We start from the raw sequence: 25,627 nt of genomic DNA, 5'->3' as shown, positions 1-25,627 counted from the left end.
CGGGTTGTCCGGCCGGCGCCGAGGAACCGGTCCCGGCCGGGTGGCCGAAGGCGTCGGCCCCGCCCGTCAGCGTTTGCGGCGGGCGGTGCCGAACAGACTGCGGGTGATCTCCCGGCCGATCTGGGTGCCCATCGAGCGCAGCACGGATTTGACCGCCGAGTTGCCCATCACCTGGCCGACCACGTCCGACTTCGGCTTGTCCGCGCGCCCGCGCCCGGCCGCCGGTTCGGGCGCGGGCGCCGCGTCCGGCTCGGCGGGCGGCGCCTGCGCGGCCGTCAGCTTCTCGAACGCCGACTCGCGATCGACGGCCGTGCCGTACTTGGCGAACAGCGGCGACCCGGCCACCGCCGCCGACATCGTCTCCGCCGGGATCGGTGCCATCAGCGACACCGGTGCCCGCAGCCGGGTCCAGGCCACCGGCGTCGGGGCGCCGCTCTCGCCGAGCACGGTGACCACCGCCTCGCCGGTGCCCGCCTGGGTGAGCACCTGGTCCAGGTCGTAGGCCGAACGCGGGAACGTGGACACGGTGGCCTTGAGCGCCTTGGCGTCCTCGGGGGTGAACGCACGCAGCGCGTGCTGCACCCGATTGCCCAACTGGGACAACACGTCGCCCGGCACGTCCCGCGGCGTTTGGGTGACGAAAAAGATTCCGACCCCCTTGGACCGGATCAACCGCACCGTCTGGGTGATCGCGGTCAGGAACGCCTTGGAGGCACCGGTGAACAGCAGGTGCGCCTCGTCGAAGAAGAACACCAGACGCGGCCGATCCGGATCGCCCACCTCCGGCAGGTCGTGGAAGAGATCGGCGAGCAGCCACATCAGGAAGGTGGAGAACAACTGCGGCTTGTCCTGCACCGCGGCGAGTTCGAGCACCGAGACCACACCGCGCCCGTCGGAGGTGGTGCGCAGCAGATCGGCGGTGTCGAAGTCCGGTTCGCCGAAGAACGCCCCGCCGCCGTTGTTCTCCAGCGTGATCAGCGCGCGCAGGATCACCCCGACGGTGGCCGTGGACAGGCCGCCGATGCGCTTGAGTTCGGCCTTGCCCTGATCGTCGGTCAGGAACTGGATCACCGCGCGCAGGTCCTTGAGGTCGACCAGTTCCAGCCCGCGCTCGTCGGCGAAGTGGAAGATCAGGCCGAGCGAGGACTCCTGCGTCTCGTTCAGATCCAGCACCTTGGCCAGCAGGGTCGGCCCGAAGTCGGTGATCGTGGCCCGGATCGGCACGCCCGGGCCGATCCCGCCGAGCGCGTGGAACTCGACCGGGCAGCCGACCGGTTGCCAGTCCTGGCCGACCTCGGCCGCCCGCCCGGTCACCCGGTCGCCGGGCGTCCCCGGGGCAAAGATGCCGGACAGGTCGCCCTTGACGTCGGCGAGGAAGACCGGCACACCCTGCGCGGACAACTGCTCCGCGATCAGTTGCAGCGTCTTGGTCTTGCCGGTGCCGGTCGCGCCCGCGACCAGGCCGTGCCGATTGAGTACCGCGAGCGGGACACGCACCCGCGCCTGGGGATGCGCGGTGCCCTCGACCACGGCCGCGCCCAGTTCCAGCGCGGGTCCGGTGAAGGCGTATCCGGCCGTGATGGCCGCGATCGTGTCGTCCTGCTCGCTCATGCGCTCCTCCGCTCGCCGAGATGCGGAAGACGAATACACCGATAGGAAGAGAAATATCCCGATTGCCCCGGCGGATCGGCCATCCGAGCCGGCCTGATCCGCACCCTCGCTCCCTCGCATCGGCGCCGGGTGGGGGTTAGGCGACCGTGATCCCGGTAGGCTGAGCCTGTGATCTTCAAGCGGATCGGTGACGGCAAACCGTACCCGGACCACGGGAGGTCGGGTGCCCGGCAATGGGCCGACATCGCCCCGCGGCCCGTGCGTCTGGACCAACTCATCACGACGAAGCGGCAACTCGACCTCGACACGCTGCTCGCCGAGGACTCGACCTTCTATGGCGACCTCTTCGCGCACGTCGTGAAATGGCAGGGTGACCTCTATTTGGAGGACGGCCTGCATCGCGCGGTCCGGGCCGCGCTGCAACAGCGCCAGGTGTTGCACGCGCGCGTGCTCGAACTCGGCTGAGCACGCAACCCCGGCGGCCCGATCAGGTGGTCGTCTCGCGTACGGCCGTGCCCGGATACGCAAGGTGCCACGTCGGCGCTAACCTCGACTTCATGGCGACCGGGATCACGGCCATGCCGTGCAGGAGGAGGACGGGGGCGCACCGATGAGCATGCTCACTCCCCGCGGCATGGGAGGCCAGTACAAGATCACTGGCAAGCTGTATCCGCGGATGACGCGGCGCAGGCGACGCATGCCCGTGGTCATCGCGATCGTGGTCGGCCTGGTGGTGCTGGCCACCGCCGGTTGGGGCGTGTACCACTTCACGTCCGACGACAGCGGCGACAAGGCCGCCGCGTGCGCCTCGCCGACGGCCTCGACCCCGCCGGACGCCCCGCCCGCGGCGTTGCCCGAGCCCAAGACGATCACGGTGAACGTCTACAACGCGACCAAGCGCGCCGGCCTGGCCAAGACCGTCTCCGAGGCGCTCAAGGCGCGCGGCTTCGTGATCGGCAAGGTGACCAACGATCCGCTGAACCAGCCGGTCGCGGCCACCGCCGAGATCCGGCACGGCTTCCCCGGCACCACTCCGGCGAAGGTGGTCGCGGCCCAGGTGGCGGCGAGCACCGTCAAGGAGGACCAGCGCACGGACGGCTCGGTCGACCTGGTGATCGGCGACGGCTGGACCGACCTGGCCGCGCCGGAGCAGGTCGCCGCGATCCTGTCCCCGCCGCCTCCGCCGGCCCCGAGCCGCCCGCCGGGCTGCTGACCCGCCGAACGCGACCCATCCGCTGCCGCCTCCGCATCCCGCGGAGGCGGCAGCGGCACGTCGGGCGGGCCACACCCCGTCCCACCCCCCGCCGGTCAGCCGTTGCCGGGTTTGCCGAACTCCTCGATCAGCACGGGGTACTGCTCCGCGCCGTGTCCGGCGGCGATCGAGCGGTCGGCCATCGCCTTGATCAACCTGGGCAGTTCGGCGTTGACCCCGAGCGCCTCGCTCTCCTCGATCAGGTGGGCCATCGCCCGCGCGTCGGTCTCCAGGGCCGACACCTCGGCCGGGAACGACCCGCGGTCGATCTGCTCGGCGTACCCGGGCAACCATTCGGCCACCCCGGCGGCGATCTGCCGGGCGAACGAGGCATAGGTCGCGGCGTCCACCCCGGCCGTGCGAACCATGGCCGTGCCCTGGAGCCAGGCGTTCAGCACACTCCACATCATGGCCAGGCCGGCCACGTCGTACAGGGCCGCCAGCCCGTGGTCCGCCCCGAGGTGACTGACCGTGCCCAGCGCCTCCAGCGTCGAGCGATACGCCGCGAAGTCCGCCTCCGGCCCGCTGTGCAAAATCACCGCGTCGGCGGTCCCGATCCCCGACGGGATGGCCATGATCGCGCCGTCCAGGTAACGCGCGCCACGCTGCTCGGCCCATCGGGCGGCCTCCCGGGCCTGGGCCGAGTCGCCCGACGTGAGGTTGATCAACATCTTGCCGTCCAGCTCGGCGGCGCTCCCGTCGAGCAGCTCGTACACGGCCCGGTAATCGGTGAGGCAGACGATCACCAGCGGCCCCGCCGCGAGTGCGGCGCCCACCGTCGGCGCCGACCGGGCGCCCTCGGCCACCAGGGTGTCGGCCTTGGCGGCCGTGCGATTCCACACGGTGGTGGGATGCCCGGCCCTCAGGAACGCCCCGGCCAGGGCCCGGCCCATCAGTCCGAGTCCGATGACGGTCACAGGGGTGCTGCTTTCGTTGTTCATGGCAGCATCGTCAACGTTGATACCGGTATGAAGGTCAAGTGAGGTTTCGATGCGGATCGGGGAACTGAGCCACCGAACGGGCGTCCACGCCCACCAGTTGCGCTACTACGAGGCCCAGGGCCTGCTGGAGGCGGACCGCCGCGCGAACGGCTACCGCGAGTACCACGAGACCGCGGTGCTGCGGGTGAAACAGATCCGCCACCTGCTCGGCGCCGGCCTGTCCTCCGAGGACATCGCGTACCTGCTGCCCTGCGCGGTCGGCGAGGCCCCCGAACTACCCGGGTGCCTCGAACTGCTGACCGCGATGCGCTCCCGGCTGCGGCGCCTGGACGACCAGATGCAGCGCCTCGCCCAATCCCGCGACGCCCTCACCGCCTACATCGCCGCCGCCGAACAATCCGGCGCCGACCACTACCCACCCTTCGACGAGGCCACCCCCCAGCCCATCCCCGCCTGACCCCGCACCCCACCCCGAAAACGACGAAGGACCCGACCACGTGTGGTCGGGTCCTTCGTATGTCCTGCTCAAGAGCGGTAGCGGTGGGATTTGAACCCACGGATAGCTTGCACCATCACACGCTTTCGAGGTCTGTGCCTCAGCGTCCCTTGCAGTTCGGTACCTTGCGGAACCAGCCAGGAGACTCGGTCAGAGGACGGCCTGAACACCGGCGAACGACGGCGAATGAGACCACAACTGAGACCGGCAAGGCCGCTGAGAGCACACCCTCCGCTCGCCTTAGCGCCCCTGAACGCGCATCGAGATGCGTGTCCCTTCACTGATCGCCTGCGCGTACTTCGTGAGCTCGGGGTCCGTGATGTCGCCTCCGAGCGCGCGCCACTCGCGCTGAAGAATCGGCTTGATCTCCGAAACGGGCCGACCGGCATAGCCCTGAGTCAGACGCTGGAGCATCTGCTCGTAGCGATTCCCTTGCCGCTGCGCAGCATCGTTGACGACCTTGCGCACGGCGGCTTCGTTGAACGTGAACTTCGCCCTAGTCATGGGCGGGCCTCCTGTCCTACTGAGCTGCCCGCCCGCGCAGGGGCACTTGCCGCCCCTGCGCACCTCCCATGTAGAGTCCACGTTCTGCGTTCCTAGGCGCTGTGGAGCCCCGGGTTGGCAGGCTTCAGCCTTCGGCTGGACCCTCCAGACCGGGGCTTCTTGCTGCTCGGCAATGAGACTACAGCCCAGGGCCGACACCTTGCGCACTACCGAGATACCCACAGGTAGTAGGCGCGCCATCCACAGACCACTAGATGTTGTGCACAGCGCCACCCGGTTATCCCACGGTTCTCCACAGGTGCTGTGGATCCAACCGCCGGAAGCCGCCCCTGGAGCATGCGCTACGGCGGGCGTGAGTCAGATCAAGCGCTCACCGTCATGAGCCCGGATTTCCGGCGCCGACCGATCAGCGAGGGCATCTGTCACTCGAACGGCGAATGCTTCGACTACGAGGTCAGGGAGCTCAGCAGGCACTGCCCATCGGAACTCGGAGACCTCGTCGTTCAAGCGGAGCGCGCCACCCACAGAGCGACAGCGAAAAACCAGGGCAACCACACCCAAGTTCATGTTCTTGTAAATGCCAGTCAGAGCGACTGGTTCGACCTTGAGACCTGTCTCTTCGTGCATCTCGCGAACCAGACCTTCGGGGATGGTCTCGTGCAGTTCGAGCACGCCGCCTGGGGCTTGCCACTGGCCATTGTCCCGGCGTTTGGTGAGCAGAAACCGACCAGCATCGTCAACGACGACGCCGGAAACGCTCACGGAGTGCAGTGCGGAACGTGGCATAACCTACGCCTCGAAATGAGTGCAGTACGCGATGGTGGCGTCGTCATGCGGCTTGCCCCGGAACTTGCCTGCGGGGGTTCGGCGCTCGGCCTCCCGGACGGCGGCGACCAGAGCAGCGGGCCCCGTGGACTCCAGTTCGTCAAGGACTCGTCCCCATCGCCATTCGTAGCGCTCAACAAGGCGAGACATCCCATCCGTCATGACCGCAACGCGATTGACATGCGCTGTTGGGATGGAGCCGATGACCGCGTGCTTTGCCGCTTCCGGCTTAGTGCTCGCGACCCAGAACCCGCCTGGCTGGTTGCGAACCTCTTGCAGAATCTCGCGGGTGTATCCGGGGAGGTGAGCAGTCGCGTCGTCGTTGATCAACTGGATGTCGCCGAACGTCGTCTCGATGACGATCGGCGAGTCGCAGAGCACCAGGTACTCGACCAGGCCGCCCCGGTTGCGTAGCAACGCAACGGTGGTCGACGGGCTGTTCGGGTTGGTCAGGTCGCACGTACCGGCGTGAAGCTCGCAGACGGCGGCGATGCCGTCGACCAAGATCTCGCTGAGCGGTGCTCCGTCGTCCGTGATGAGCCGGGCCGAGAGTTGGGCGGCTAGCCGGCTCACCACCCATGGGACGTCGTGGATGCAACCGGTATCCAGGCCATTCGCGGTCGCGCCGTCGAGCACGATGACGAATCGTTCGCTGGCCACGACGTAGTCATCGTTGATGCCGCCGGGGGACGGCTCACTGATGTGGCTGACCTGCAAGGTTCTTCCCGTCTACTCGGGTGCGGCGAATTCGTAGCAGAACACGTGGCTGTCTCCGGACACCACGGACTCAAGCACTTCGAGGGGTCCGCTCGCCCCGAAGGCGATGCGCCGCAGCTCGGCGACGGGCGTTCCGGGAGTGAGCCGCAGCCCCTGCACCTCGGCCGGGGTTGGCATCCGGATCCGGATCTCTTCCCTGAAGCGCTCAAGCGTGAGCCCCTTCTCTTCCAGCCGGGCGTAACTGCCGCCGGGGCCGGTGTCCGGGGTCCGAATCGCCGTGTCCTCAACGGTGTCGAGACGGTAGTAGCTGTCGGCAAGCTGGGTCGGTGTGTCGCCCACCCAGTTGCGACGTCGGCGCACGAAGACCGTGGCCCCCGCGTCCACGCCAAGCCACTCGGCAACCCACTCGGGCGCAGCGACGTCGGCAAGCTCAAGAACCTCCTGCCCCCACTTCAGGCCCTGCCGCTCTATCTCGGCTTCGAAGGCCGACTTGCCCTCGGCGCGGGTCTGGCGCGAGAACCGGTGGGACCCAAGCCGGATGGTGGGCGGCTGCCGCTTCACGTAGACGCCCTTCCCCCTCTCGGCGACTACAAGGCCCTCTTCCTTCAGGAGCCGCACGGCCTGACGAGCCGTGGCGGGCGCCGTCCCGAAGCGTCCTACCAGCATCTTTTCCGAAGGAAGCGCGTCACCGGGCGCCAAGCGCCCGCTCGTGATCTCTTCCCTGAGTTCGTCAGCGATCTGCCGCGACGGAGAGCGCGGGTCAGTCGGATCAATGGCCATGCACGCCATCCTAGGCGACTTCACTAGTGAGGTATTGCGGTCTCGCACTCCGTGGCGCTACTGTCACACCACTGCCTCACTAGTGAGGCAGTGAGCCACAGAACTATGCACGTCAGATCATGCGACCTGCCAGGGAAGACGGCTTCGGCCGTACGCCCGTAAGCGCCGGGACAGCTCGGTCCTTGAGAACTCAACAGAGTGACGAACGAGATCGAAACGAGTGCTTTTGGTCCTCGGCGCGCAGCATCACGCGTGCGTCGGGGGCCACGGCCACTCGTCTCTGAAGACGAGGCACACCGATGTGTGCCGGGGCACCCGACGACTTGGCGGAAGGCGGGCGCCCCGTGGGTCGCAACTCCGATGCAGGGAGTACGACCGTGAGAAGCATTGTTGCTGGTCGCTTTGCGGCCACTGTCGCCGAGTTCGCCGAGTTGGCGCTCGGCATCGACTGGGCTCTGTTCGACGGGGAGCCCGGGGAGAGCGAGCAGGAGCGCGCGGCGCGGTTGGACGCGGCGCGGGACATCCTCTCCGACCTGTGGGCGACGGATCGCGAACTCGCCCGGCACGTCGAGGACATGTTCGTCTCGTTGTGGGCGGTGGATTCGGGCACTGCGGTGTGTGCCGCGCTGTTGCTCGACTCGGCCGCCGGGCGGGCCCGGGAGACGTTCGACGGGTTCGAGGAGGTGCGGGCGGCATGACGTGCAAGGCGTTGATGTCGTTTCACGAGGGGCGTTGGCGTGTGTTCGTGGCGGTGCCGGGGCTGGTGTCGCTGTGGCCGGAGCACCGCTTTCCCCCGGGCGTGGTGGTGCCGACCGTCGCGGAGCGTTCACGGGTGGTGAACGCGCTCGGGTTCGTGTTCACGAACGGGGCCGAGTGGGAGTGGACCGAGGACGCCGAGACGCCCGGTGACGACACGTCCCGGGTGCTGCTGCTCGCCGCGACCCTGGTCCGTCCGGCGGACGGGGGCGACCGATGAACGCCGCTCAAGTGCGTTCGGCGGAGCAGGCGTTGAGCGTGGGGACATGGCTGATCGTGGCCGGGTCGATGCTGTACTCGGTGCTGACGGTCACCCCGTTGGCCGCCGCACACACCCCGCCCGAGTGGGCGTGGACCGCGCCGATCCTGCCGTTGGTGGTGGACGCGGCGGTGGTGATCGTGGTGCGTCTGGACGCCACCTTGGCCCGATTGGGCGAGGGTGGCGGCGCGTGGCCGATCGTGCTGCGGTGGATGACAGGGACGATGACCCTCGCCCTGAACGTGGGCGACTCCCTGTTGCGGGGTGACCTGGTGGGGGCGGCCGTGCACTCGGTCGCGCCGACTCTGCTGATCGTCACAGCCGAGACGGGACTCGCCTACCGGCGTGCGATCACGGCGGCGCAGGTCGCGCTGAGCGAGCGTGAACGGGTCGAACGCACGGCGCGGGAGCGGGCCGAGGTCGAGCGTCGTGAGGCGGCCGAGCGGATCCGCCGTGAGGAGCGTGAGTACGAGGCTCGGGTGGCTCGTGAACAGCGTGAGCACGAGGCGGCGGTGGAGCGTGAACGGGCCAAGATCGCCGAGCGCGCGCGTCGTGAGGAGCGCGACGCGGAGCGGGCCCGGGAGCGGGCCGAGACGGCCGAGCGTGAGCGGCGTGAACACCGTGAGCGGCAGGCCGTCGAGCGTGAACGGCGTGAGCGGTTGGAGCTGTTGTCGGCCGATCCGGCCGTGGGCAAGTTGCCCGAGGACCGCGCCCGGCTGATCGTGCGGGCCGGGTTCGAGGAGGGGCATCCGGTGCGGGCCGCTGCCGAGTTGTGCGGTTGGTCGGTCGGTTGGGTCTCCGCCCGCTATCAGGAGTTTCGTGAGGAGCCCCCCGCCGGGCGGTTGAGTCTGGTGGAGGGTGCGCGGTGACCCGGCCGCCGATCGTCGGCGGGCCGGTGTGGTCGGCGGTGACAGCCCGGGAGGGCGGCACCTGCGGGTGTGGCGGCGAGTGCGGACGGCGCCACAAGGATTCCGGCGGCCGATGCACTCGACATGACGGCTTGGTCGTTGGGCCGCGTGATCTGTCGGTGTCACTGGCGGTCGCGGTCGGACTGGACCCGGCCGGGTTGACGACCTGGTGCGAGCGCTGCCACGGCCCGGCTCGAAGCGCGGCGAAGGCAGCCGCGGGAAGTGCCCGCGCGGCCGAGTCCGCGACGGAAGCCCTGTTCTGAAACCTGACCGGTTCCCCTCGCGCCCGGCCCGCACGCTGCGGCCGGACGTGGGGGAAGCGGGGTCAGCCCTGCTCGAACCATCCACATCGCTCGCATTCACGAGGGAGGGCCCGATGGCCCAGCAGCAGCAGCGTCGGCGCAAGGCGACGGCGCAAGAGGTCCTGGGTGACCCGGAGTTCGTGACGAACAAGAGCATCCGCGACTACTGCAACGCGGGTCGCCTGTTCTGCCGGGACGGTTCGCTGGAGATCGCCATGGCGGCCGAGGAGTTGCAGGCGGTCCTGTCCCAGATCCACCCGGCCGACACCCGTATGGCCGGGTGGGCCGGAAGCAGGCGCGCGAAGGACGTGTCGCGGCACCTGATGATCGCCGCCGGGGCGTTGCGCTACGCGGCGGGGTCGATGGCCAAGGCGTACGCCTCGTTCCAGAAGAACTACGCGCCCGAGCTGGAAGCGGCGGGCGCCAAGCCCAAGGCCAAGCCCACGTTCAAGTTCGAAGCCTGATCCAGGACACGAGAGGGGAACGACCGTGGCAAGGAAGTCCAGGCCGAGCAAAGCGGCCCGTTCGACGGCGACGCCACCGGTTGACCAGGCCGTCAAGCACCTCACGTCCCGCGCGGCGCCGCTGCTGCCGCCGTGGGCGATAGCGGCGGGCGTGACCATCCCCGCCGCGCTGGCCCACGACACGATCGGCACCAACCCCGCCGCGACCGCCCTGCTCGGCGCGGCCGGAGTCGGGATCACAGTCGCGGCCTGGTCGGAGGCGTCCAAGCGCTCCCCGCGTCTGCGGACGATGGCCACGGTGTCCGCCGGGGCCGCGTCCACCTACCTGACGGCCGCGACCGTGGCCGGGCCGACGTCGCCGAACGTGGCCCTGTTGCAGGCCCTCGGGGGCGGCACCCTCGCCCTGTGGTGGAACCTGCGGCACGCCTTGCGCAACAGCGCGTCCGAGGGCGCCGGGGACGGCCTGCTCGACATGGTCGGACTCGCCCGTACGCAGGTCGTGAACGGGCAGGTGGTAGCCGGGGAGGTCAGTGCGGAACTCCAGCTTCCCCGGGGTGAGATGGTTCCGGACGACGTCCAGCAGCGGATCCCGCACATGGCGTCCGCACTGGGCACCACGCCCGGAGCGATCCGCGTCACGCCGAACCGGGACAACCATTCGCGCGTCACGCTGTCGGTGACTCCGGTGGATCACCTGCGCAAGTCGGTGTTGTACCCGGGTCCGTCGCTGCCGGGGCAGTCGATCGGGCGCCCGGTACGGCTCGGCGTCTACCAGGATGGTCGGCCGCTGGAGTTCTGGCTTCCGGGCACCGAGGACCGCGACCACCCGCGCCCGCTCTCCCACCTGTTGACCACGGGCATGAGCGGCTCGGGCAAGTCCGGCAGCCTCAAGGTGGTGCTGATCGAGGCGATGACGCGGTCCGACGTCGTGGTGTGGCTCGGGGACCCGTCCAAGGGCAGCCAGAGCGTGGGCGCCATCCGTGACGGCCTGGACTGGTGCGAGACCACACCACAGGGCGTGGAAGCGCTACTGGACGTCCTGCCGATCGTGGTCAAGGCCCGTGCGGACCTGCTCGGGCGCCTGGGCTACGCGCAGTGGGAGCCGGAGTGCTGGACCAAGCACCAAATCCCGCTGCTGTTGATCCACTTCGAGGAGTCCGCCGACGATGCCGTGGCGGACCACCCGAACGTGGTCAAGGTCGCGCAGCAGGCCCGATCCACCGGGACGGTCCTGTCGTTCTCCCTCCAACGCGCGTCGTACGCGGGGATCTCCACCGAGGTACGCGCACAGTTCGGGACGTCGCTGATCTTCGGCGTCAAGGACGACACCGACGCGTTCACCCTCGACGGCGCGGCCAAGGCCGCCGGGGCGTCGCCGGAGCAGTGGGCGGCCGACCGCGCGGGCATGCTCTACCTCCAAGCGCCCGGTGTGGATCGCGAGCGTTGGCCGATCCCCGCACGGGCCTACCGGCTGCCCGACGACGAGCAGGTACGGCGCCTGATCGCCGCGTACGACGCGGTACGCCCCCAGGGCGTGGACGCGGCCACGGCCAAGGCCGCCGGACCGCGCTACGCGGCCTGCAAGGCCCGCTCGGCCCGCCACTCCGGGCGCGAGGAGCGGCCCGAGCCCGGCCCGCTGCGGACCGCTCTCGCCGAACGTCCGCGCGTGCCCGCCCACTTGGACGAAGCCGAAATCATGGAAGGCGAAACCATGGACGACGCGGCGGAGTTCGAGGCGACCGAGCAGCCGTACGCGGTCGCGCACGAAAGCGACCTGGACGCGGACGCCGACCCGGACACCGAGCTTGAGGAGCCCGCCGGGGTGGTGCAGGTGTCCGAGCCCGAGTTCACGATCAAGCGCCCGGCCGAGGACGCCCGCGCCGAAATGCTCGCCATCCTCGAAGAGCTGCGCGCCGAAGGGCGAGCGGTGTGCGCGCCGAAGGACTTCCCGGAATCCCGGGTCGGGCGCTCCCGGACCTGGGTCTCGCGCCGCCTCGCCGAGTTCGCCGACAGTCGCCGAGAGGTCGCCGAGAACCCCGGCGGACAGCTCGGATCCTGGCTCATCGTCCCACGCGACGACGCCTTCGAGGACTACGCCGCGTAACACCGGGACGAGTGTGCGCACGCGTGCGAACCCCGTGCGCACACCTGTGGCTCTCGCGCGCCCGCGCGCGCGTTGACCTGCACTTTCACCCGTGCGCACACCTCGGGCGTGCGCACACCGACGCCCGCACGCCACTACACACCGTAATCGCCACCGAGCCCTTCCCGGGGCGACCGTCCTCCGCCAAGACGACCGGTCGCCCCGGGCCCAAACCATCCACCAGGACCCGGAAGGGACCACCAGCATGACCCATCGACCGACCTTGCTCGACCTGTGCTCCGGCGCGGGAGGCGCCGCCCGGGGCTATCAGCTCGCCGGATTCCGCGTCACCGGAGTCGACCACGTGCCCCAGCCGAACTACTGCGGCGATGACTTCGTCCAGGCCGACGCGCTGTCCTACCTGGCCGAGCACGGCCACCGATACACCGCGATCCACGCCTCGTGGCCGTGCGAGACGTTTGCCAACGTCACCGGCGCGACCGGGAGCCGGGCCACGCACGCCGACCTGGTCACGCCCGGGCGTCCGCTGCTGATCGCGTCGGGCCGACCGTGGGTGATGGAGAACGTGCCCGAAGCACCGGTCCGTGCCGACTATCTGCTGTGCGGGTCCATGGTCGGGCTCCGCGTCCGCAGGCACCGCGCGTTCGAGACGTCCTGGTCGGGCCTGCGACTCACTCCGCCGTGCCACGGACACCGCAACCTGGCGGCCTTCGACCACTCCCAGGAACGTGCCTACGCCGACGCCATGGGCTGCACCTGGATGACCACCAAGGAAGCCCGCAAGGCCATCCCGCCCGCCTACACCCACCTGGTCGGCACCGACCTCATCGAGATCCTCGCACCCACCCGATCGGCGATGGCGGCATGAGCGGCGCGCACCAGGTGACCGCGCTCGAACTCGCCCGAGCCGGGGTGCCGGTGCTTCCGTTGCGGGCCGGGAAGGTCCCGTTCGGGAACTGCCCCGACTGCGCGGGCTCGGCGTGCGGCGGCCGACCGAACATGCTCGCGGCTGGGCCCTGTCGGTGCGAGCGGGTGTGCCACGCCTGGGCCGCCGCGACCACCGACACGGCCGTCATCGGCTCCTCGCCGTGGGCGTGGGCATGGCGACAGGCCGTCGCCGTCGCCTACCACCCGGGCGGGGCCGGGTTCACCGTGGTGGACCTGGACGACAGGGCAGCGATCGCCTGGGCCCGTGCGACCCTGCCCGCCACCAGGGTGGTGGAGACCACGCGCGGGGAGCACTGGATCTACCGGGGCGCCACGCGGTCCGCGAATCACGTCCGGCCCGGCGTGGACATCAAGTCCCGCATGTCCTACGCCCGTTGGCTCGGACCCGGTATCGGCCACGTGGCCTCTCTGCCCTCGGTCGTCGGTGCGCTGCTGGACAGGGAAGGGCAAGAGACCACCCGGCCCGGGGGCGGGGTGGACTCTTCTGTCTTACCGGCGCAGAGCGGATGGGTGCGCGCGGTGGCCACCGGATGCCGCCACACCGAGAGCTACGTCCGCACGGGCCTCGAACGCGGACTGTCCATCGTCCGCAGTCACGCCGAATCCGGCGCCGGGTCCAGCGCGTACGGAGTGGCCCGGTTCCTCGCCAAGCAGCACGCCCGCTGCCCCGGCCCGTGCGGACTCGCAGCACTGGCCGAGGACATCGTCACGGCCGCCGTCGCGGTCGGCGTTCCCGAGCCCTACGCGCGCCGCGCCGTCCGCAACGGACTGGCAACCGCCCCGTGATCCACCCCACCGCCACACCACCCGAGGAGGGTCGCTCCGCCATGGCCGAGTTCCACATCGAGTTCAAGGACGCCGCAGGCAACAAGCGCGGCAGCAAGAACTACAGCGAGCCGACCGACACGGACGCGCTGACCAGGGGACGAACCCTGCTGACGTCCGCACACCGCACTGACAAGCGCATCGTCATCGCCACCATCTCCCGCCGCATCCTCTTCCCCAGCCGCGCCAAGGAGATCGCCGACCTGAAGGTCTGACACCACCTGGGGCGGCCGACGAGTCACCGAACCCGCCGACCGCCCCGGCCCCCTCCGACCCGGCAGCCGCCCCGGGAGGACCGATCCCCCCGCGTTGCCACGCGGGCCCGGTCGCGTGGCAACGCCCCACGAGCGACAGGAGAACCACCGCATGACAGACACCCCGCCCACGATCGACGGGGCGGAACTGCTCGATGAGGTCGAGCGGTTCCACCGCAGGTTCAACGTCTTCCCCACCGAGGCCGCCTACGTCGCGGTGACCCTGTGGGATGGGCACGCCCACCTGATCGACGCGCTCGACGGCACCGCCCGACTGGCGTTCCTGTCGCCGGAACCGGGCTCGGGCAAGTCCCGCGCGCTGGAGATCGTGGAGACGCTGACCCCGAACGCGGCTATGACCGTCAACGCGTCCGCCAACGCGCTCTTTCGCCTCGTGGAGGCCACCGAAGGAGCACCGACCCTGCTCTTCGACGAGATCGACACCGTCTTCGGCCCTGCGGCCGGGGACAACGAACCCATCAGGGGATTCCTCAATTCCGGCTACCGGCGCGGCGCCAAGTCCCTGCGCTGCGTCGGGGACGGATCGAACCAGAACGCCGGATGGTTCTCATCCTTCTGCGCCGTCGCCATGGCGGGCCTGGGCTCGTTGCCCGACACGATCCTGACCCGCTCGGTCATCATCCGCATGCGCAAGCGCGCGCCGAACGAGAAGGTCTCGCCCTACCGGCGCCGCCTCCACGAGAAGGAGGGACACGCCCTGCGGGACCGACTCGCCGAGTGGGCCGACACCGTGCGCGACGCGGTGGCCGACGCGTGGCCGGAGATGCCCGAGGGCGTCACCGACCGCCCCGCCGACGTGTGGGAGCCCCTGCTGGCTGTGGCCGACGCGGCCGGTGGCCACTGGCCCGAGCGGGCACGCGCGGCCTGCGCCGAACTGGTCAACGCCGCACGCGAGGACGACCAAGCGTCCTTGGGGGTCCGGCTGCTGACCGATCTGCGCGACCGGGTCTTCTGCGGCGCCGACCGTATGCCCAGCACCGTCGTCATCGAAAGGCTGCTCGCCCTGGACGACGCCCAATGGAGCGACGTGGACGACAAGCCCCTCACCCCGCGCATGCTCGCCCGCCTGCTCGGCCAGTACGTCACCCCGGGCAACAAGCCCATCAAGCCGCGCGGGATCCGCACCGCATCCGGCAGCACCCCGAAGGGCTACTACGCGGAAGACCTCACCGACGCCTGGATGCGGTACTGCCCTCCGCACCTCCAGGAATCCGCAACATCCGCCACATCCGCCACACCGCAGGTCACAGGGGGTGAATCTGTGGCGGATACCCCCTCGGCCATCCGCCACAGCCCCGAACGATCCGCCACGGCCCCGACCCACGCAACGGGCTGACCGACGCGTCGATCGGTGCCGACACCCCCTCGATGTGTCGGCACCGATCCGCCACACAACCGCTATCCGCCACAAACACAAGCCGCTGACCTGCGATGTGGCGGCGTGGCGGATGTTGCGGATCTGGGAGAGAGGGGGACGGCGGCTACCGCCCAGCCGATCCCCCGCTCCGGTCAGCACTAATCGCTCCCCGCCCGCCCGCTCTTGGAGTCGCCATGTCCACCCACGCTGCCCCGCCTCAAAACTTCGTTTTCACGGTCGAAGAAGCCGCTCTCTTCCTGAAGCTCGGCCGGACGACGGTGTACCGACTCATCGGAACCGGAGAGCTGAAGTCCGTCACCATCGGCCGCTCGCGCCGCGTACCGCTCGAAGCGTTGACGGCCTACGTCCGTGACCTCATGACCCAGGCCGACCACGCGGCCGCATCCTGATCGGGGAACGCATGCCTGCCAAGAAGCGGCGCCCGAACGGCGCTTCGACCATCTACCAGGACAAGGAAGGTACGTGGCACGGCCGTGTGACCGTCGGCACTAAGGACGACGGGTCGCCCGACCGCAGGCACGTGCGTGGGCAGACGCAGGCTGTCGTCATCGACAAGGTGCGGAAGCTGGAGAACCTGCGGGATGCGGGCAACGTGCCCAAGCCGGGGAAGCCCTGGACCGTGAAGCTCTGGCTGACGCACTGGGTCGAGCACATCTCGGCTCCGTCAGTTGGGGTGAACACGATCGCCGGGTACCGGGTGGCGGTCTACCACCACCTGATTCCGGGGCTCGGCGCTCACCGGCTCGACAAGCTCACCCCAGAACACCTTGAGCGCTTCTACGCCAAGATGGAAAAGAACGGCAGCGCGCCCGCGACCGCGCACCAGGCACACCGGACCATCCGGACCGCGCTCAACGTCGCCGTGCGGCGCGGGCATCTCGCGCGCAACCCTGCCTCCCTGGCCAATGCGCCACGGCTCAACGACGACGAAGACACCGAGGTCGAGCCGTACTCCGTCGAAGAGATCGGCCGCATCCTCCACATCGCTAAGCAGCAGCGCAACGGCGCGCGGTGGGCCATCGCGCTCGCTCTGGGCCTGCGCCAAGGGGAAGCGCTCGGCCTGCAATGGGCACACGTCGACCTCGATAACGGCCTGATGCGGGTGCGCCGGAACAGGCTCCGCCCGAAGTACCGGCACGGCTGCGGAGACGGGGAGCCCTGCGGGCGGAAGCATGCCGGCTACTGCCCGAACCGGGTACCGATCCGACCCGAGACGAAGGGCACGAAGTCGCGGGCGGGTAGGCGCGTGATCGCGATCCCGGATGCCCTGCTCGCCATCCTCAAGCAGCACAAGGAGGAGCAGGACCGGGAGCGGGACAAGGCCACCCAGCTCTGGCACGACGGCGGTTGGGTGTTCGCGACCGAGGTCGGGCAACCCACCAACCCGCGCACCGACTACTCCCACTGGAAGCGGCTGCTGACGACAGCCGGTGTGAGGGACGGTCGCCTGCACGACGCTCGACACACAGCGGCAACTGTTCTGTTGCTGCTGCGGGTGCCCGGTCGCGTGGTGATGGCCATCATGGGTTGGTCGAGTGAGGCAATGCTCCGCAGGTATCAGCACGCGATTGAGCCGATCCTCAAGGACGCGGCCCGGCAGGTGGACGGCCTGCTCTGGGCACCGCCGAACGGCAACGTGGACGGCGCCGAAAAGGCCAACTGAGACCGAAACTGAGACCAAAAACTGTCAGCCACCTACTCGATCGAGTAGGTGGCTGACAGTTTTCGCTGCTCAAGAGCGGTAGCGGTGGGATTTGAACCCACGGATAGCTTGCACCATCACACGCTTTCGAGGCGTGCTCCTTAGGCCACTCGGACACGCTACCGAGAGAGAGCTTACCGGATGCCGGGGTGTGCTTCGTAACCGGATTCCGGGGAGCGGGTGTGGGTGAAGAAGTCGTGCAGGACGGCGGTGCACTCCGTTGCCGCGACGCCGCCGACCACCTCGGGGCGGTGGTTGAGGCCGCGGTCGCGCAGGATGTCCCACAGCGAGCCGGCGGCGCCGGCCTTGGGGTCCCAGGCGCCGAAGACCACCCGGTCGACCCGGGCCAGCACGATGGCGCCCGCGCACATCGTGCAGGGCTCCAGGGTGACCACCAGGGTGCAGCCGGACAGGCGCCACTCCCCGACGGCCTTGGCGGCCTCGCGCAGGGCGAGGATCTCCGCGTGGGCCGTCGGGTCGCCGTGCGCCTCGCGTTCGTTGCGGCCGCGGCCGAGCACCGCGCCGTCCGGGCCGAGCACCACGCACCCCACCGGCACATCCCCGGTGTCGACCGCCAGGGCCGCCTCGGCCAAGGCCAGCCGCATGGCCGGCTCGTACCGGCGCAACGCCGGGTCGAACCGGGGCTCGGGCACCGGCGGGGGCATCGGGCTCAGCGGACCGTCTCCAACTCGTCCGCGCAGCCCAGGCGTTCGGCTATCACCGCGATGGCGTCCGCCGGCAGACCCGCCTCGCCCGCGAGGTCGGCCAGCAATTGGGCCGACACCCCCAGGTCCACCAGCACCGTCTCGTCGCCGGCCGGGCCGGTCGGCAGCACGGCCTCGTCGTCCTCCTCCAGGCCGTCCAGCACGTCGGCCGTCAGCAACGCGTCCGCGTAGGCGCTGCGGGAGACCGCGGCCACGTCGGAGACGTAGATGCGCGGGTCCTCCTCACCGTCCACCCGGACGACCGCGAACCAGGTGTCCTCCTGTTCGACGAACAAGAGCACCGGCTCGTCGTCCACCGCCGCCGACCGTGCCAGCGCGGTCATCCCCGCCGAGTCCTCGACATCGTCGAGGTCGGCTTCACGGGCCTCCCACTGCTCGTCTGTACGTACGAGCACTGCGGCGAAGTACGCCACGGGACTCTCCAAGATCGTTCGCTTCGGCGTTGTCCCTCGCATCGTGGCAGATACCGGACCACGACGACGGGAATTGGCGCACGTTGACGAACAAGGTCACCGAGACGATCAAGGATCGGTCGAATTCAGTAACGGAACGTACGCATCCGCATCATCTGCCGTAGCCGCTCATTGCGTACGCGGCGGGGTTGGATGCGGGCCCGCAACTCGCGGGCCTCGGCCAGTTCGCGCAGGAAAAGGGTGCGCCGGCGTCGGCGCGCCGCCTCCTCCTCGCGGCGCTCGGCCGCCGTCGTCCGAGGTTCCCGACTCTCCATCACCATGCCCCTGGGCTCGAAAGGCCGCCGAAACCGACGTGGCAGTAGTTCCCGGGACACGCCGGCTCAGTCATCACACCGGTCGGATGACACCGGATGTGTGTTCGCAAATCGGTGTAACAATCTCAATTCGCCCGACATTCCCGCAAACGCGCGAGTCGCGCCGGTCGAACGACCGGCGAATGCCGCCGAACACGCCTCGAACCCGACAACCCGGCAGGGTCGCCGCCAGGTCAAACGGCTAATGTCGCAACATGCGGATTCATGTCGTCGACCATCCTCTGGTGGCCCACAAGCTCTCCACCCTGCGCGACCGGCGCACCGACTCGCCGACCTTCCGGAGGCTCGCCGACGAACTGGTCACGCTGCTCGCCTACGAGGCGACCCGAGGCGTACGCGTCGACCCGGTGGCGATCAGCACCCCGGTCAGCGAGACCACCGGCGTCAAGCTCTCCTACCCGCGTCCCCTCGTGGTGCCGATCCTGCGGGCCGGGCTGGGCATGCTCGACGGCATGGTGCGGCTGCTGCCCACGGCCGAGGTCGGCTTCCTGGGCATGATCCGCAACGAGGACACCCTGGAACCGTCGACCTACGCGACCCGGATGCCGGACGACCTCAGCGGCCGGCAGGCGTACGTCCTGGACCCGATGCTCGCCACCGGCGGCACCCTGATCGCGGCCACCAAGCTGCTGCTGGACCGCGGCGCGCACGACGTGACCGCGATCTGCCTGCTCGCCGCCCCCGAGGGGGTCAAGGTGATGCAGGAGGCGTTCCAGGACACCGAGGCCACCGTCACCGTGGTGACCGCCTCGATCGACGAGCGGCTCAACGAGCACGGCTACATCGTCCCGGGCCTGGGCGACGCCGGCGACCGGCTGTACGGCACCGCCGGCTAGGCGCGGCCCGGGCGGTCCACCCGACGCGGCGCCCACCTGCGGATACGCCGTCCGGAGGCGGATCGCGGCCGCGGGTCCCGGACGGGACCAAGGCCCTGCCACGTCAGGCCGAACGCCGGATGCGCGGCGACACACCTCGGCGCATGCTGGAAGTGTGCCGGGGGCTGGGCAGGAGCCCCGCAGGCACCCCGGGACTGTTTGCCGATGCTGCGAAGGTACGACCCACCTTTGCTCCGGCGGGGGTCCCACAGGGGAGAGTGAGTGGCCGGTCCCCCCGCGGCCGCTCCCTCTCCCCTATTGTTTCTCCCCGATACCTCATTCGGGGAGGCGGGGAGATGCAGGCGCAGACCAAAAGGATCCTGACGCTGCTCCTGATCGTTTTCGTCATCTACACGATCATCGCCACGCCGGAAAAGGCCTCCGACCTGGTCGCGCAGTGGTTCCAGGCGATGTCGTCCGCCGCCAAGTGGTGCGGCGATCAGATCAGCGGCTGGACGAGCTGAGGCGGGCACGTCGAGAGGTGGGGGCGGGACCGGTCACCGGCTCCACCGTCGACCCACACGCGATACGCAAGTACCTGCTGCCCACCGAGACCTGCGCGATAGCGGTGCGCCGGCACTGGGCCATCATCATGCGCCCGTTGGCCACCACCGCACTCGGACTGGCCTTCCTGCTCGTGCTGTTGTGGTACTTCCCGGCCGAGAACCTGGCGGTGCGCTACGGCGTGTGGCCGATCGGGGCGGGGCTCCTGCTGTGGTGCACGGGACACGTACTCACCTGGCGCAACGACTACTTCATCGTGACGGACAAGCGGATCATCCTGGCCACCGGGCTGATCGCCAAGCGGGTCAACATGATGCCGCTGACCCAGGTGACCGACATGAGCTATCGGCGCACCCCGGGCGGCCGAATACTCGGGCACGGGACGTTCGTGATGGAGTCCGCGGGGCAGGATCAACCGCTCAAGGAGGTCGGCTTCGTCCCCCGACCCGACGCCGTCTACCTCAAAGTGTGCGATCAGCTGTTCGGTCCCGACATCGACTAATCGGCACGACTGGCGAGTAACACGAAACGGATGGCAAAACCTCAAATTTTCTTTGCGGTGATTTACGGCTTTCGTACTGTCGACATGCCGCTAGATACACCCGCATCACCTGACAAATCGGGGATGTCGCAAGGGGTTTGGGGCGGTGACCCGCGCCGGTAAGGGGGTACCGAACGACGGCTGCCGTTCCACCATGGCCGGCAGCGGCCAGGTTCCGCTCCAGGACCGACGAGGAGGTGGGCTCTCCAGTGCTGCTGCGAGATGCTTCCCACGAGGGCACGGCCGGCTCGATCGCCGACCGGGCCGCGCCCGCGCGCCTTCCCCGTACCGGCATCCCCCGCGTCCGCGCGGTCAGGGGTTCCGGCACCGACACCCCCCAGGACACGCGCACGCTGTCCCGAACCCTCCTGCTCCGCCTCACCGATGTCGTCGAGGGATCGCCCGAGCACGCCTACGTGCGCAGCACCCTGGTCGAGCTGAACCTGCCCCTGGTGCGCTTCGCGGCCAACCGCTTCCGCAGTCGCACGGACCAGTACGAGGACGTGCTCCAGGTGGGCACGATCGGACTGATCAAGGCGATAGACCGCTTCGACCCGCATCGCGGCGTCGAGTTCCCCACCTACGCGGTGCCGACCATCATCGGCGAGATCAAGCGCTTCTTCCGGGACACCTCGTGGAGCGTGCGGGTGCCCCGCCGACTCCAGGAACTGCGCCTGGCGCTGGCCGAGGCCACCGAGCAGTTCAACCACAAGTACGACCGCGCCCCGACGGTGGTCGAACTCGCCAAGCACCTGAACCTCACGGTCGAGGAGATCCTCGAGGGTATGGAGGCGGCCAACGCCTACTCGCCCGCGTCGCTGGACGCACACGACCTCGACGACGATCGCGACAACGCGCTGATCGCCCGGCTGGGACAGGAGGACGAGGCACTCGACGGCGTCGAGTACCGCGAGGCGCTGCGTCCGCTGCTGGCCCGGATGAGTCCGCGCGACCGGCAGATCATCATGCTGCGCTTCTTCGGCAACATGACGCAGTCGCAGATCGGCGAGCGGCTGGGGATCTCGCAGATGCACGTGTCCCGCCTGCTCGCCCGCGCGCTGGCACGCCTGCGCGCCGATCTGTCCGCCTGAGCGGCCGGACCTCGACCGCGGCCCGGCAAGGCCCCTGACTGATCGTCAGAGCCCTTGCCGGGGCGGCCGGTCGAACCCGTCCCGGCGGACGACCACCGGCGACTGCCGGCTCAGAACGTGAGTAGCTGTGCCCGGACCTTGAGTTCGGTGATCGGGTCGATGTTCAAACCCGTGCGCAGGTACGCGTCGAACGAGCCGTACTTCTTCTGCACCTGCGCGAACGCCGTGTCCAGGTACGACTTCTGCACGTACAGGAGCGGGTCCATCAGGGTCGGGTCCTGCATCAACCCGGCGGCCTTGAGGCCGGCCTTCGTACCCTCGTTGCGGGCCCGGAGGTTGTCGTTGCTGGCGAGGAAGTCGCCGTAGACGGTGGCGTCGTCCACGCCGAGCGCCTTGAGGATGATCGCGGTCATCCACCCGGTACGGTCCTTGCCCGCCGTGCAGTTGTAGATCACCGACTTGCCGTCCGCGATGTCCCGCAGCACGGTGGCGAACTGCGCGCGCTGGGCCGGGTCGTCGACGAAGCCCCGGTAGACGTTCTCCAGCGCCGCCGCGGCCTTGCCGTCGCCCAGCAGTTCCTGCTGCTTGATCGGATCCCGGCTGCCCACCGCCGCGTTGGTGATGTTGGTCAGGTTGCCGTCGGCGATCGGCAGGTGCTCGACCGCGGTGCCGGCGGGAAGCTTGTTCGCGCCGTTGCCGGCGATCTCGGTGTCCGTGCGGAAGTCCGCCGACACGTCCAGGCCCAGGCTCGCGAGCCGGGCCACGTCCGCGTCGGTCGCCTTGCCGAGCGCGTCGGTGCGGAAGACCTGGCCGTACTTGACGCTCAGACCCCAGTCGGCGCGGTAGCCGCCGATGTCACGCGCGTTGGGCGCGCTCTGCAGGCCGAGCGAGCGCGGCGCGGTGACCACGCCGACGACCGGGCCGGCCGGGGTGACGTTGAAGTACCAGCGCTGCGCCGGGTCCAGGCCGGACACGGTCAGCGAGTTGCCGGTGACGGTGCCGACGATCCGGGTGAACCGGTCCACGTCGGTGGACGCGTACACGCGCATCGGGCCGGGCCAACGGTCCGTCCAGGTGATCGTGTGGGTACCGTCCGCGTTGGCCACGGCCGACGCGCCGGTGACGATGCCCAGACCGCCTCGGGCCGAGACGTTGGCGTCGCTGTTGCCCGCGTCGGCCGAGGCCGGGGACGAGGTCACCGCGACGGAGCCGCCGAGCGTGAGCGCCGCCGTGACGGCGATGGTCGCGAGGCGGGTGGTGCGTATGCGCATGCGGTTGTGCTCCCGAAGAGGAAGTGTTCGTGAGCGCGCGGGAACCACCTGGAAAACAACCGGTCGTTGCTACCGCGCGACGGGCACCACTGTAGTGATGAGCAGGTCGGGTACTCCAGACGGTGCCGTATGGAGAGACGAACGCATCACCGAGAAACCACACGCACCGCCGCCGCCGCGACACTCGCGCCCGCCGCCGGTCGACCCGACGGACCCCAACCATCGGTATCTTTGCGCCACTTCGTCGAGCGGGCGTTCGCCTCGCCCGATCCGGGACATCCGCGGCCGTCACGGGGAACGCCGGCACGGTGTCCGGGAGTTTCCCTGATACGCCGTCAAATAGGTACCGCGCGCCGGGATTCCGGGTAGGAGCCCGCCATCCGCACGGTGGTACGGGCGGCCCTGGGGCAAAGTGGGGACCAATGCGCGCGCGTGCGCACACGGGCACGGGCCGTGCACGCTATACCTGTTGATACCTGTCGCACGGGTGGGGGACGGTACGCCCACCGGCGACACGACGGGACCGGCTCGCCGGCCGGCCCGAGGCGAAGGAGGAAGCCGTGCCGGACGGTACCAGCAAGCGCCACACCCCCGGCGATGGTTCGCCGGCCGAGCCCATCCCGCGAGCACAGGGTCCACGACGTCCCGGCCCGACCGGTCGCGAACGTCCCGATCCCGACTACGATCGACGGCCGGATCCCGACTACGACCGTCGCCCCGACCCGGAGTTCGACCGCGACGGAATCGCGCCGGACGGATCGACGGGCTACCCGGAGAACGCCCCGGATCAGGCCGGCCGCCGCTCCGGGCGGGCGCGTCGGGTCGCGAACTGGTTCGGCTTCGGCGCACCCGCCGAGGAGGACGAGCCGGATCCCTACGACCGCCGACCCGGCTTCGGGCGACGTGATCCGTACGAAGCCGACGCCGGGGCCTACGACTACGGTCGCGACCAGGGCCCGGAGTACGACGACTACGACTCGGCCCCGGCGCCGACGTCGGGACGCACTCGGCGGCGGACCGGCTCCTCGCACTGGGAAGACGTCATGCTCGGCTCGTCGCCGTCCCCGGGCACGCCGATGTCGGACACCATTCCCGGCGACACGATGCCGCCCGACCGGCTGCACCGCGAGCCGCAGGGTGTGCTGCCGCCGTCACGTGGCACCGCGCGTCCGGCCCGCCGCGAGGATCCGACGCCGAAGTGGCAACCGGAGCCCGACGACGAGATCGAACCCGCGGATCCGATGGATCCGGTCGACCCGCTCGACCCGGGACCGCGCCCGTCCGCCGAACGCCGCCCGGCCTACCCGCCGATCCCCAAGCGCAGGCCCGCGCCGGCGGCCGAACCCGAGCGGGCCGGCACGGTCGACACGATGCCCGCCCTCGACGACGAGCCCGACGACGCACCGGATCAGGACGACGACGGCGATCCCGGCACCTCGTTCGTACCGGCGCCCGCCGCCCCCCGAGTGCCCTACCGCCCCGGACCGGCCGCGGAGGGCGCGGTCGACGAGGTACCCCGAAGGATGTTGCGCATGTTGCCCCCACCCGCGCTCGCCGACGGCGGCGGCATGGTCGTCGACGGCGGCCGACTGGGCCGGTTGAACGTCCGTGCCGCCGGCGTCCGCGGCGAACTGCACCAGCAGCAGGGCCTGCCGAGGCAGAACTGCTTTGCGGTCGGCCCGGATCCGAGCGCGCGATGGACCATCGCGATCGTCTGCGACGGCGTCGACAACGCGCACGCGTCCGAACTCGCCGCACAGATCGCGGTCCGCAGCGCCTATCGCACGGTCGCCAGGATGGTCGCGCGCGAGCGGCACGAGAACTGGGACTGGGCCGGGGTACAGACCGAGATCGAGGACGACCTGCGGACCAGGCTCGCCGGCACCGCGGACCGAGCACACGAGTTGGGCCGTTCGGAACCCGCCACGCGCCTGGCCATATTGGTCACCGCCGCAGATCCGTTGGAGGACGACCGGGTCGACATGGCCGTGCTGGGCGACAGCACCGTGCTCCGCCTGGCCCAGGGTGGCTGGCGCGCGCCCTTGGGCATTCGGGACACGGCGGAGGAGGCCGCCCCGGCGGCGATTCCCGACCAGGCCGGCGACGACCAGCTCCGGATCTGCCGCACCACGTGGCGACCGACCGACGTACTGGTCATGATGACCGGCGGCTTCGCCGAGGCACTCGGTCAGCCGACGGCCGGTCTCGCGCCGCGTCTTGCCGAGGATTGGCGTACGCCGCCATCGCTCTTCGACTACCTGCGCGACGTGGACGAGGGCCTTCGTCTGCGCGAGGACGACGGCTGCGTGGTCGCCCTGTGGCCGTCGACCTGAGCACTTCGGCCGAAACGACCGAACCCGTCGTCTCGACCGCTTGACGCACGGATCCGAGCGGTGACGACCGCCGCGGTGAATACGAATCGACCGCATACCTCGGGCGGGACCCCGAACGATTGGGGCCCGCCCGTCGGTATGTCAGCCGACGGCAATGAGCACGGCCACCGCGACCACGATGATCGCGACCACGACTCCGGCAATCAACATCACCGGCGGAGTGCCACGGCGGGCCGGCTCGCCGGGGGGCGCAGGGCGGTCCTCATTCACGAAAGCCCGGAACATCTGAGTACTGGCGGCAGGATCCATCTCGTTGTCAGGCATGCGCACGACCATACCGCCGCACTCGAAAAACGCAAAAGGCCCATCCCTGTTCGGGATGGGCCTTTCACACGTAGATTCCGGCGGCGTCCTACTCTCCCACACCCCTTCGAGTGCAGTACCATCGGCGCT

The 25,627-nt window shown here is 69.7% G+C and carries 30 protein-coding genes and 1 tRNA gene; 19 read left to right on the top strand and 12 right to left on the bottom strand.

The window, feature by feature from the left end:
- Window positions 1-66 precede the first annotated feature (66 nt).
- A complete protein-coding gene (locus tag ACH4U8_RS26260) occupies window positions 67-1,611 on the bottom strand; it encodes a helicase HerA-like domain-containing protein (RefSeq protein WP_395780612.1) in 1,545 nt (514 codons plus the stop codon).
- A gap of 168 nt (window positions 1,612-1,779) precedes the next feature.
- Between ACH4U8_RS26260 and ACH4U8_RS26255 the strand changes: the two genes are divergently transcribed.
- Both ACH4U8_RS26255 and ACH4U8_RS26250 read left to right on the top strand, forming a co-directional pair.
- Window positions 1,780-2,076 carry a type II toxin-antitoxin system VapB family antitoxin gene (locus ACH4U8_RS26255; RefSeq protein ID WP_020556786.1) on the top strand — a complete coding sequence of 99 codons (297 nt, stop codon included), beginning with the start codon at window positions 1,780-1,782 and terminating at the stop codon, window positions 2,074-2,076.
- 145 nt (window positions 2,077-2,221) lie between these two features.
- A complete protein-coding gene (locus ACH4U8_RS26250) occupies window positions 2,222-2,824 on the top strand; it encodes a LytR C-terminal domain-containing protein (protein ID WP_395780610.1) in 603 nt (200 codons plus the stop codon).
- Window positions 2,825-2,919: 95 nt separating this feature from the next.
- Here the strand turns inward: ACH4U8_RS26250 and ACH4U8_RS26245 are convergent, their stop codons facing one another.
- Window positions 2,920-3,804 carry an NAD(P)-dependent oxidoreductase gene (locus ACH4U8_RS26245; protein WP_395780608.1) on the bottom strand — a complete coding sequence of 295 codons (885 nt, stop codon included), beginning with the start codon at window positions 3,802-3,804 and terminating at the stop codon, window positions 2,920-2,922.
- Window positions 3,805-3,853: 49 nt separating this feature from the next.
- Here ACH4U8_RS26245 and ACH4U8_RS26240 point away from each other — a divergent pair, with 49 nt between their 5' ends.
- Window positions 3,854-4,261 carry a MerR family transcriptional regulator gene (locus tag ACH4U8_RS26240; RefSeq protein WP_360315860.1) on the top strand — a complete coding sequence of 136 codons (408 nt, stop codon included), beginning with the start codon at window positions 3,854-3,856 and terminating at the stop codon, window positions 4,259-4,261.
- A 279-nt stretch (window positions 4,262-4,540) separates the two neighbouring features.
- Here the strand turns inward: ACH4U8_RS26240 and ACH4U8_RS26235 are convergent, their stop codons facing one another.
- The 4 genes from ACH4U8_RS26235 to ACH4U8_RS26220 all read right to left on the bottom strand — a co-directional run bounded on the left by ACH4U8_RS26235 (window position 4,541) and on the right by ACH4U8_RS26220 (window position 7,126).
- Window positions 4,541-4,804, bottom strand: coding sequence for a hypothetical protein (locus ACH4U8_RS26235; protein ID WP_395780606.1), 264 nt, complete (start codon window positions 4,802-4,804; stop codon window positions 4,541-4,543).
- A 357-nt stretch (window positions 4,805-5,161) separates the two neighbouring features.
- Entirely contained in the window at window positions 5,162-5,566 is a 405-nt protein-coding gene (locus ACH4U8_RS26230) for an NUDIX domain-containing protein (protein ID WP_395780604.1), read from the bottom strand.
- Between the two features lie 27 nt (window positions 5,567-5,593).
- Window positions 5,594-6,346, bottom strand: a complete 753-nt coding sequence (locus tag ACH4U8_RS26225) for a protein phosphatase 2C domain-containing protein (protein WP_395780602.1) — start codon at window positions 6,344-6,346, stop codon at window positions 5,594-5,596.
- Window positions 6,347-6,358: 12 nt separating this feature from the next.
- Complete coding sequence (locus ACH4U8_RS26220) at window positions 6,359-7,126, bottom strand: GntR family transcriptional regulator (RefSeq protein ID WP_395780600.1); 768 nt, start codon at window positions 7,124-7,126, stop codon at window positions 6,359-6,361.
- Between the two features lie 377 nt (window positions 7,127-7,503).
- Here ACH4U8_RS26220 and ACH4U8_RS26215 point away from each other — a divergent pair, with 377 nt between their 5' ends.
- The 11 genes from ACH4U8_RS26215 to ACH4U8_RS26165 all read left to right on the top strand — a co-directional run bounded on the left by ACH4U8_RS26215 (window position 7,504) and on the right by ACH4U8_RS26165 (window position 17,008).
- Window positions 7,504-7,824, top strand: coding sequence for a hypothetical protein (locus ACH4U8_RS26215; protein WP_395780598.1), 321 nt, complete (start codon window positions 7,504-7,506; stop codon window positions 7,822-7,824).
- On the top strand, window positions 7,821-8,102 hold the full coding sequence (locus ACH4U8_RS26210; protein ID WP_395780596.1) for a DUF6303 family protein: 282 nt from the start codon (window positions 7,821-7,823) through the stop codon (window positions 8,100-8,102). The genes ACH4U8_RS26215 and ACH4U8_RS26210 overlap by 4 nt, the downstream gene beginning before the upstream one ends.
- Entirely contained in the window at window positions 8,099-9,010 is a 912-nt protein-coding gene (locus ACH4U8_RS26205; protein WP_395780594.1) for a DUF2637 domain-containing protein, read from the top strand. The genes ACH4U8_RS26210 and ACH4U8_RS26205 overlap by 4 nt, the downstream gene beginning before the upstream one ends.
- Window positions 9,011-9,425: 415 nt before the next feature.
- Window positions 9,426-9,815, top strand: a complete 390-nt coding sequence (traA, locus tag ACH4U8_RS26200) for a plasmid transfer protein TraA (protein ID WP_395780593.1) — start codon at window positions 9,426-9,428, stop codon at window positions 9,813-9,815.
- Between the two features lie 151 nt (window positions 9,816-9,966).
- Window positions 9,967-11,919 carry a hypothetical protein gene (locus ACH4U8_RS26195; RefSeq protein ID WP_395780591.1) on the top strand — a complete coding sequence of 651 codons (1,953 nt, stop codon included), beginning with the start codon at window positions 9,967-9,969 and terminating at the stop codon, window positions 11,917-11,919.
- A gap of 244 nt (window positions 11,920-12,163) precedes the next feature.
- The gene (locus tag ACH4U8_RS26190) at window positions 12,164-12,787 is read left to right on the top strand and encodes a DNA cytosine methyltransferase (protein ID WP_395780590.1); all 624 of its coding nucleotides are present in this window, start codon (window positions 12,164-12,166) and stop codon (window positions 12,785-12,787) included.
- Window positions 12,784-13,653 (top strand): bifunctional DNA primase/polymerase, encoded by an 870-nt coding sequence (locus ACH4U8_RS26185; protein WP_395780588.1) that lies wholly within the window; start codon window positions 12,784-12,786, stop codon window positions 13,651-13,653. Before ACH4U8_RS26190 ends, ACH4U8_RS26185 begins: the two co-directional genes overlap by 4 nt.
- Before the next feature lie 41 nt (window positions 13,654-13,694).
- Window positions 13,695-13,907, top strand: coding sequence for a hypothetical protein (locus ACH4U8_RS26180; protein WP_395780586.1), 213 nt, complete (start codon window positions 13,695-13,697; stop codon window positions 13,905-13,907).
- Between the two features lie 151 nt (window positions 13,908-14,058).
- Window positions 14,059-15,303, top strand: coding sequence for a DUF3631 domain-containing protein (locus tag ACH4U8_RS26175; RefSeq protein WP_395780584.1), 1,245 nt, complete (start codon window positions 14,059-14,061; stop codon window positions 15,301-15,303).
- 215 nt (window positions 15,304-15,518) lie between these two features.
- Entirely contained in the window at window positions 15,519-15,734 is a 216-nt protein-coding gene (locus ACH4U8_RS26170) for a helix-turn-helix domain-containing protein (protein WP_395780582.1), read from the top strand.
- Window positions 15,735-15,745: 11 nt separating this feature from the next.
- On the top strand, window positions 15,746-17,008 hold the full coding sequence (locus ACH4U8_RS26165; RefSeq protein WP_395780580.1) for a tyrosine-type recombinase/integrase: 1,263 nt from the start codon (window positions 15,746-15,748) through the stop codon (window positions 17,006-17,008).
- Between the two features lie 76 nt (window positions 17,009-17,084).
- Here ACH4U8_RS26165 and ACH4U8_RS26160 read toward each other — a convergent pair.
- From ACH4U8_RS26160 to ACH4U8_RS26145, 4 genes are all read right to left on the bottom strand, one after another.
- A tRNA-Ser gene (locus ACH4U8_RS26160) sits at window positions 17,085-17,171 on the bottom strand.
- A gap of 10 nt (window positions 17,172-17,181) precedes the next feature.
- Window positions 17,182-17,712: a tRNA adenosine(34) deaminase TadA gene (tadA, locus tag ACH4U8_RS26155; protein ID WP_395780578.1), complete on the bottom strand. Its 531-nt coding sequence runs from the start codon at window positions 17,710-17,712 to the stop codon at window positions 17,182-17,184.
- 5 nt (window positions 17,713-17,717) lie between these two features.
- Window positions 17,718-18,185: a tRNA adenosine deaminase-associated protein gene (locus ACH4U8_RS26150; RefSeq protein WP_360315856.1), complete on the bottom strand. Its 468-nt coding sequence runs from the start codon at window positions 18,183-18,185 to the stop codon at window positions 17,718-17,720.
- A gap of 125 nt (window positions 18,186-18,310) precedes the next feature.
- Window positions 18,311-18,499, bottom strand: coding sequence for a hypothetical protein (locus ACH4U8_RS26145; protein WP_026219506.1), 189 nt, complete (start codon window positions 18,497-18,499; stop codon window positions 18,311-18,313).
- A gap of 254 nt (window positions 18,500-18,753) precedes the next feature.
- On the opposite strand from ACH4U8_RS26145, the gene upp reads away from it, so the two are divergent.
- The 4 genes from upp (at window position 18,754) to ACH4U8_RS26125 (ending at window position 21,570) form a co-directional block, all read left to right on the top strand.
- A complete protein-coding gene (gene upp / locus ACH4U8_RS26140; RefSeq protein WP_360315854.1) occupies window positions 18,754-19,395 on the top strand; it encodes a uracil phosphoribosyltransferase in 642 nt (213 codons plus the stop codon).
- Between the two features lie 335 nt (window positions 19,396-19,730).
- Window positions 19,731-19,898 carry a hypothetical protein gene (locus ACH4U8_RS26135; protein ID WP_020556777.1) on the top strand — a complete coding sequence of 56 codons (168 nt, stop codon included), beginning with the start codon at window positions 19,731-19,733 and terminating at the stop codon, window positions 19,896-19,898.
- 17 nt (window positions 19,899-19,915) lie between these two features.
- Window positions 19,916-20,440: a PH domain-containing protein gene (locus ACH4U8_RS26130; RefSeq protein ID WP_395780576.1), complete on the top strand. Its 525-nt coding sequence runs from the start codon at window positions 19,916-19,918 to the stop codon at window positions 20,438-20,440.
- 248 nt (window positions 20,441-20,688) lie between these two features.
- Window positions 20,689-21,570 carry a SigB/SigF/SigG family RNA polymerase sigma factor gene (locus ACH4U8_RS26125; protein ID WP_360315849.1) on the top strand — a complete coding sequence of 294 codons (882 nt, stop codon included), beginning with the start codon at window positions 20,689-20,691 and terminating at the stop codon, window positions 21,568-21,570.
- A gap of 110 nt (window positions 21,571-21,680) precedes the next feature.
- Here ACH4U8_RS26125 and ACH4U8_RS26120 read toward each other — a convergent pair whose 3' ends face one another.
- Entirely contained in the window at window positions 21,681-22,841 is a 1,161-nt protein-coding gene (locus ACH4U8_RS26120; protein WP_395780574.1) for a tyrosine-protein phosphatase, read from the bottom strand.
- A gap of 560 nt (window positions 22,842-23,401) precedes the next feature.
- Here ACH4U8_RS26120 and ACH4U8_RS26115 point away from each other — a divergent pair.
- Complete coding sequence (locus ACH4U8_RS26115; protein WP_395780572.1) at window positions 23,402-25,174, top strand: protein phosphatase 2C domain-containing protein; 1,773 nt, start codon at window positions 23,402-23,404, stop codon at window positions 25,172-25,174.
- 141 nt (window positions 25,175-25,315) lie between these two features.
- Here the strand turns inward: ACH4U8_RS26115 and ACH4U8_RS26110 are convergent, their stop codons facing one another.
- Entirely contained in the window at window positions 25,316-25,498 is a 183-nt protein-coding gene (locus ACH4U8_RS26110; RefSeq protein WP_360315841.1) for a hypothetical protein, read from the bottom strand.
- Window positions 25,499-25,627 lie beyond the last annotated feature (129 nt).

The organism is Embleya sp. NPDC020886 (assembly GCF_044333915.1).
Taxonomy (GTDB): domain Bacteria; phylum Actinomycetota; class Actinomycetes; order Streptomycetales; family Streptomycetaceae; genus Embleya.
This window is presented reverse-complemented; position numbering and strand designations above follow the sequence as displayed.

Bases quoted from the DNA above. Each gene is read 5' to 3' on its own strand.
- ACH4U8_RS26260 (WP_395780612.1), bottom strand. From the start codon at position 1,611: ATGAGCGAGCAGGACGACACGATCGCGGCCATCACGGCCGGATACGCC.
- ACH4U8_RS26250 (WP_395780610.1), top strand. From the start codon at position 2,222: ATGAGCATGCTCACTCCCCGCGGCATGGGAGGCCAGTACAAGATCACT.
- ACH4U8_RS26245 (WP_395780608.1), bottom strand. From the start codon at position 3,804: ATGAACAACGAAAGCAGCACCCCTGTGACCGTCATCGGACTCGGACTG.
- ACH4U8_RS26240 (WP_360315860.1), top strand. From the start codon at position 3,854: ATGCGGATCGGGGAACTGAGCCACCGAACGGGCGTCCACGCCCACCAG.
- ACH4U8_RS26235 (WP_395780606.1), bottom strand. From the start codon at position 4,804: ATGACTAGGGCGAAGTTCACGTTCAACGAAGCCGCCGTGCGCAAGGTC.
- ACH4U8_RS26220 (WP_395780600.1), bottom strand. From the start codon at position 7,126: ATGGCCATTGATCCGACTGACCCGCGCTCTCCGTCGCGGCAGATCGCT.
- ACH4U8_RS26210 (WP_395780596.1), top strand. From the start codon at position 7,821: ATGACGTGCAAGGCGTTGATGTCGTTTCACGAGGGGCGTTGGCGTGTG.
- ACH4U8_RS26205 (WP_395780594.1), top strand. From the start codon at position 8,099: ATGAACGCCGCTCAAGTGCGTTCGGCGGAGCAGGCGTTGAGCGTGGGG.
- traA (WP_395780593.1), top strand. From the start codon at position 9,426: ATGGCCCAGCAGCAGCAGCGTCGGCGCAAGGCGACGGCGCAAGAGGTC.
- ACH4U8_RS26190 (WP_395780590.1), top strand. From the start codon at position 12,164: ATGACCCATCGACCGACCTTGCTCGACCTGTGCTCCGGCGCGGGAGGC.
- ACH4U8_RS26185 (WP_395780588.1), top strand. From the start codon at position 12,784: ATGAGCGGCGCGCACCAGGTGACCGCGCTCGAACTCGCCCGAGCCGGG.
- ACH4U8_RS26180 (WP_395780586.1), top strand. From the start codon at position 13,695: ATGGCCGAGTTCCACATCGAGTTCAAGGACGCCGCAGGCAACAAGCGC.
- ACH4U8_RS26175 (WP_395780584.1), top strand. From the start codon at position 14,059: ATGACAGACACCCCGCCCACGATCGACGGGGCGGAACTGCTCGATGAG.
- ACH4U8_RS26170 (WP_395780582.1), top strand. From the start codon at position 15,519: ATGTCCACCCACGCTGCCCCGCCTCAAAACTTCGTTTTCACGGTCGAA.
- ACH4U8_RS26165 (WP_395780580.1), top strand. From the start codon at position 15,746: ATGCCTGCCAAGAAGCGGCGCCCGAACGGCGCTTCGACCATCTACCAG.
- tadA (WP_395780578.1), bottom strand. From the start codon at position 17,712: ATGCCCCCGCCGGTGCCCGAGCCCCGGTTCGACCCGGCGTTGCGCCGG.
- ACH4U8_RS26145 (WP_026219506.1), bottom strand. From the start codon at position 18,499: ATGGAGAGTCGGGAACCTCGGACGACGGCGGCCGAGCGCCGCGAGGAG.
- upp (WP_360315854.1), top strand. From the start codon at position 18,754: ATGCGGATTCATGTCGTCGACCATCCTCTGGTGGCCCACAAGCTCTCC.
- ACH4U8_RS26135 (WP_020556777.1), top strand. From the start codon at position 19,731: ATGCAGGCGCAGACCAAAAGGATCCTGACGCTGCTCCTGATCGTTTTC.
- ACH4U8_RS26120 (WP_395780574.1), bottom strand. From the start codon at position 22,841: ATGCGCATACGCACCACCCGCCTCGCGACCATCGCCGTCACGGCGGCG.
- ACH4U8_RS26110 (WP_360315841.1), bottom strand. From the start codon at position 25,498: ATGCCTGACAACGAGATGGATCCTGCCGCCAGTACTCAGATGTTCCGG.